General features: G+C 62.4%; 6 protein-coding genes. 4 read left to right on the top strand and 2 right to left on the bottom strand.

Features of this window, described 5'->3' with window-relative positions; genetic code table 11:
• The first annotated feature begins 160 nt into the window (after positions 1-160).
• Both IWX75_RS17365 and IWX75_RS17370 read left to right on the top strand, forming a co-directional pair.
• Positions 161-577 (top strand): hypothetical protein, encoded by a 417-nt coding sequence (locus IWX75_RS17365; protein WP_196823508.1) that lies wholly within the window; start codon positions 161-163, stop codon positions 575-577.
• 289 nt (positions 578-866) lie between these two features.
• Positions 867-1,640 carry a CHRD domain-containing protein gene (locus IWX75_RS17370; protein ID WP_196823509.1) on the top strand — a complete coding sequence of 258 codons (774 nt, stop codon included), beginning with the start codon at positions 867-869 and terminating at the stop codon, positions 1,638-1,640.
• A 423-nt stretch (positions 1,641-2,063) separates the two neighbouring features.
• On the opposite strand, the gene IWX75_RS17375 is transcribed toward IWX75_RS17370, so the two are convergent.
• Positions 2,064-2,228: a hypothetical protein gene (locus IWX75_RS17375; RefSeq protein ID WP_196823510.1), complete on the bottom strand. Its 165-nt coding sequence runs from the start codon at positions 2,226-2,228 to the stop codon at positions 2,064-2,066.
• Positions 2,229-2,273: 45 nt separating this feature from the next.
• Between IWX75_RS17375 and IWX75_RS17380 the strand changes: the two genes are divergently transcribed.
• Together IWX75_RS17380 and IWX75_RS17830 are read left to right on the top strand one after the other, a co-directional pair.
• The gene (locus IWX75_RS17380) at positions 2,274-2,957 is read left to right on the top strand and encodes a class F sortase (RefSeq protein ID WP_196823511.1); all 684 of its coding nucleotides are present in this window, start codon (positions 2,274-2,276) and stop codon (positions 2,955-2,957) included.
• Between the two features lie 236 nt (positions 2,958-3,193).
• On the top strand, positions 3,194-3,316 hold the full coding sequence (locus tag IWX75_RS17830) for a hypothetical protein (protein WP_334684458.1): 123 nt from the start codon (positions 3,194-3,196) through the stop codon (positions 3,314-3,316).
• A gap of 123 nt (positions 3,317-3,439) precedes the next feature.
• On the opposite strand, the gene IWX75_RS17385 is transcribed toward IWX75_RS17830, so the two are convergent.
• Positions 3,440-4,275: LysM peptidoglycan-binding domain-containing protein (locus IWX75_RS17385; protein WP_196823512.1), on the bottom strand; the 836-nt coding region annotated here is incomplete at its 5' end.

The raw sequence follows: 4,275 nt of genomic DNA on the forward strand, positions 1-4,275 counted from the left end.
GACCTTCGACAAGCTCTATTTTCCCTGACTAGACAGGCATTCTCCGTTTAACGCGCCGCCCGCACCTCACACCCCATCGGTGGATCGAGGCTAAGACACTACGCCCAGAATCTGAGCTTTACCTGAGATCAAGACCGCTATCTTTTTCCTGCCGCTTCTGATGCAGGAGGGCATCAATCTCCTCGAGGTCCCGAACCGCCGCGCACAGCAACCATTGGGCGTGTTCCTGATCGGAGTGCACCCTATCGACCTGTCTGGATCCCTCATTGGCATGCAGGTCGTTAACCTCTTCACACGCTCGGCGGGCATCGAGAAGTTGCCGCACACAGCGGTGACGGAGCGCTTCAAGGTCACTCACTATATGCATCTTTGCAGCGGTCAGCAGGAGACTGACCTCATGACCGGTTTCGGAAATTGTCATACCCGGACCTCCCTCGAACAGCGTGTTACCCGGCCGCTCCTGCACCGACAATTCGGCTCATTCGTCATTCGGCTAATTTGGCGTTCGCTATCTGATTTGCCGGACCAACGTCCTGGGTTGGGTTACCCGGTGGACAACAACATCGAACATGCCTGACCCGACTCCCGAAGCGTTCATCCCCACCCCACCACTGGATAGTCCGCAGGGAAACGAGTAGCCGTTTCATCCTACCCACCAGTCTCACGTGTATCACCCGTTACATAAAAAAGCTATCTAGTTAGGGCGGTTTCCTCCTACAGTGAGGACAGGCACCGCACAATCACGGGTGCTGGAGTTCCGGGGTGATGGTGGGGGGAAACCCATCCGTACCGTGGAGTGCTCCGAATCACTATTTGAGCGTGTCCATTGGGGCATGCGCTTACCGCACAGTGAAGGAATCATCATCATGAATAAGGCAATGCGCTTCCTTGCAGTTCCCACCCTCGCCCTCGGCGCCCTGGCCATGGCATCCTCGCCAGCCATGGCAGCGGATGAGTCCTACTCCTCGACCCTGGGCCAGCTCAACGGCACCACCGGTTCCGGCACGATCACCGTTGATGTCACCGGCGACAAGGCCAAGGTCAACCTGCAGGTCTCCGGTCTCGCCGAGACCTTCATGGACGCACCATACCCCCACGTCCAGCACATCCACGGCGGAGCCCTGGGCGAATGCCCCACCACCGCTGATGACGCCAACGGCGACGGAATCCTCAACACCACCGACGGTGCGCCCTCCTACGGTGGAATCCAGACCACACTGACCACCTCCGGTGCAACGACCCCGGCCGAGGGCCTGAACCTCGCCCTCGGCGGCCAGGGTGGCAGCTACACCATCGACCGTGAGATCGACCTCAACGCTGAGACCAAGGCCTCCCTCGAAGCCGGCACCGCCGTCGTCGTCGTCCACGGCCTGGACCCCGCCACGGCCACCGGCACCGAAGAGGCCTTCAACTCCCCTAGCGACCTGGAGCCCTCACTTCCCCTCGGCGCCACCTCACCGGCACTGTGTGGAACCCTCGTAGCCTCACAGATGGGCGACATGCCAGCAGGCGGCGCCGACACCGGCGTCGCCCAGGAAACCGGTTCCAACACCGCCATCCTCGCCCTCGGTGGCGGACTGGTCCTGGCAGCAGCAGCCGGCGGAACCTTCATGGTCCGCCGCAGCAACACCAACGCATAACAGCACCTAACAGCACCTAACAGCACGACGAACTGATCGAAACTGATTCCTCCAACGATCAGCTGACCAAAGACGACCGCCGCAGAAGCTTCCAGCCTCTGCGGCGGTCGTCTTTTTAACGCCCACCGTCTTCGGTCGCCCACTTAACGGCTCGCCACGAGCACTCCACCTTCTTCTCAGGCGCCCTCACGACGGGAATCGGCCCAGCTCTCGGCAGCGGCCAAGTAGCGCCGTGCAGCAGAAACTACCGCGTCAGGGTGAGGATTGATCCACGACCGTTCAAGCTCGGAGAGTGCCTGGTCTGCACGACGACGCGATAAAGCCATCGCCACCGAATCGACGCCACTGGCCTCGCTACCGCGTATCAGGCTCATGCATTTCATTCGTAGTCGGAGGATTCAGGGATCGCTTCGACCGTCACCTTCAGTGCGTGCGAACATCACTGATTGGTTCGTTACGCAGCGTCGCGGCGATGATGCCGCCCAGCAGGCTTGCTGGCCCGTCGGTTCCCGAGGAACCCATCCAGAAGGACGGCTGTTTCGAAGAATAATCAAGCACGTTGGTTGGGGCCAGCAGCAGCAACGCCAAGGAACAATCCTCCAAGCCCCGCGAACTGATTGGATGAAGCCCACCATGCTTAGATCATCAAGCGGACATCGCGGAGGGTACTTCGCCTCAGCAGCAGTTGCCGCCCTCATCCTCACAGGCTGCGCAACAGAAGCCCCGCCCCAAAGCCAGACAACGGCGGCGCCTCCCACGGTTTCCTCCACGCCCGCGGTCCCAGCTCCCGCACAGACAACTGCACCGCCCGCCCCTGCAACTCCCGTTGCCGCAGCCCCCACTCCGACCCAGTTGCCGGTCCTGCCCGAGTCAGCCCCGGTTTCCTTCAGTATCCCCGCAATCGGCGCCGGATCAGAGCTGCTCAGCCTCGGGCTGCGCGACAACGGCTCCCTCGAGGTTCCCCCCGATGGACCCGGCGCACCCGCGAGCTGGTACAACGACTCCCCCACACCAGGGGAACGCGGACCAGCTGTCCTGCTCGGCCACGTCAACGCCACCGACGCAGGCCCAGGCGTCTTCGCCGACCTGCGCAGCCTCAAAGCCGGCGACACTATCGACGTCACCCGCGAAGACGGCACCACAGCAACGTTCGTCTTCGACCGCGGCGAGCAGTACCCCAAAGACCAGTTTCCAACCCAAACGGTCTACGGCAACACCGAAGGATCCGAACTACGCCTGATCACCTGCGACGGCTACGACCCGGACACCGGCGAATTCGACGACAACTACGTCGTCTACGCAAAACTAGTCACCTAAAACTGCGAATCCAATAGACGCTGCCGCGGTCAGGGATTGCCTTGTGGGCCAGCCGCACCGGTAGTGGCGGTAGCGGCTGGCTGTGGCTGACTGGTGATGGTTGCCACCGGATACGGATGTGGCACCCACCCCGGGTCGGGTAGGTGCCATCGGTTCTTCCGCAGGAGCACCTTCAAGACTTTCCTGCGAAGGTGATCCGGGAAGCCACAGGACAGGCGGGCTCCCATGGGGAGTCGATGCGGTCTGATGTGGCCGTCCGTGAGCTGGCACTGCATTGCCTGCACGCGGTGAACGCGGCGGCGTCCCTGCCCTCGACCGCGCTGCCCGGTCCCTGGTGGGCGTCATTGTGGACTGCCTGACATCGATGTCCACGGATTGGCACTAACAAATACTGCGTTCAGGGATTTTCTCCTGGTTTTGGGCAGAAAAAAGCGGCAGGCGCCCACCGTTCAGGACGCCTGCCGCTTACAGCTTACGGCGGGTTAGCCGTTGACTCGGTAGTAGGAAGGCCCTGATCCAATGTCAGCGCTGTTGATAACAGTCTGATTGCCGTTGAAGCCGCTGTGGATTGCCTTGCCGTCTCCGATGTAAATGGCGTTGTGCGGAACACCGGCGCCACCGTCGACATAGTAGATGAAGTCGCCCGGCTGGGGGTTCGAGACCGGGGTGGCGAATTCCATCAGACCGGCCGGGGATTCATCACCGACTCCGCTGATACCAGCGGCCTTCAGCGCCTGCTCACCCAAAACAGTGCAGTCCTGAATGGCACCGAGCTGGGCGTAAGCCGAGGCGAGGATTGCCGCATTGACGCCGCTGGCAGCGGGGGCCGAGGTGGCTACGGGGGTGATGGTGCTGGAGGCGAAGAAAACACCAGACTGTGCCTGCACAGGTGCAACTGCCGGGGCGGGAACGGTGAAAGACACCTGGGTTGCCGGTGCTGCTGCAGGGACCACTGCGGGGCTCACTGCTGCGGGAGCGGCGACGAAGGCACTACCGGAAGCGCTACCGGAGGCGCTACCGGAGACTTTGATTTGCTGTCCCGGGTAGATCACGGATGCGTAGGACAGGTTGTTCTGCGCCAGCACCGTATTCAGTGCCACGCCATAACGAGCAGAGATAGCACCCAAGGTGTCGCCGGCGACGACGGTGTGGGTGCCCGCTGCTGCGGCTGGAGCTGCGGTGACGGGGGCCGGCGCCGGGGCTGCGGCCGTGGTGTCGGCGTAAGCCTCGATCCACCGATGTTGATGGGTGACCGGCGTTCGTAGGGTTGCGGATGGGCGCGGCGGGAGTGGGCGTGGCGGAGCTGCGGGCCTTGCTG

Origin of the sequence: Arthrobacter sp. CAN_A6 (assembly GCF_015751715.1) — a bacterium.
Classification (GTDB): Bacteria; Actinomycetota; Actinomycetes; order Actinomycetales; family Micrococcaceae; genus Arthrobacter_D.

Excerpts from the sequence above, each read along its gene's own strand:
- IWX75_RS17370 (WP_196823509.1), top strand. The coding sequence starts at position 867 with ATGAATAAGGCAATGCGCTTCCTTGCAGTTCCCACCCTCGCCCTCGGC.
- IWX75_RS17830 (WP_334684458.1), top strand. The coding sequence starts at position 3,194 with ATGCGGTCTGATGTGGCCGTCCGTGAGCTGGCACTGCATTGCCTGCAC.
- IWX75_RS17380 (WP_196823511.1), top strand. The coding sequence starts at position 2,274 with ATGCTTAGATCATCAAGCGGACATCGCGGAGGGTACTTCGCCTCAGCA.
- IWX75_RS17365 (WP_196823508.1), top strand. The coding sequence starts at position 161 with ATGCAGGAGGGCATCAATCTCCTCGAGGTCCCGAACCGCCGCGCACAG.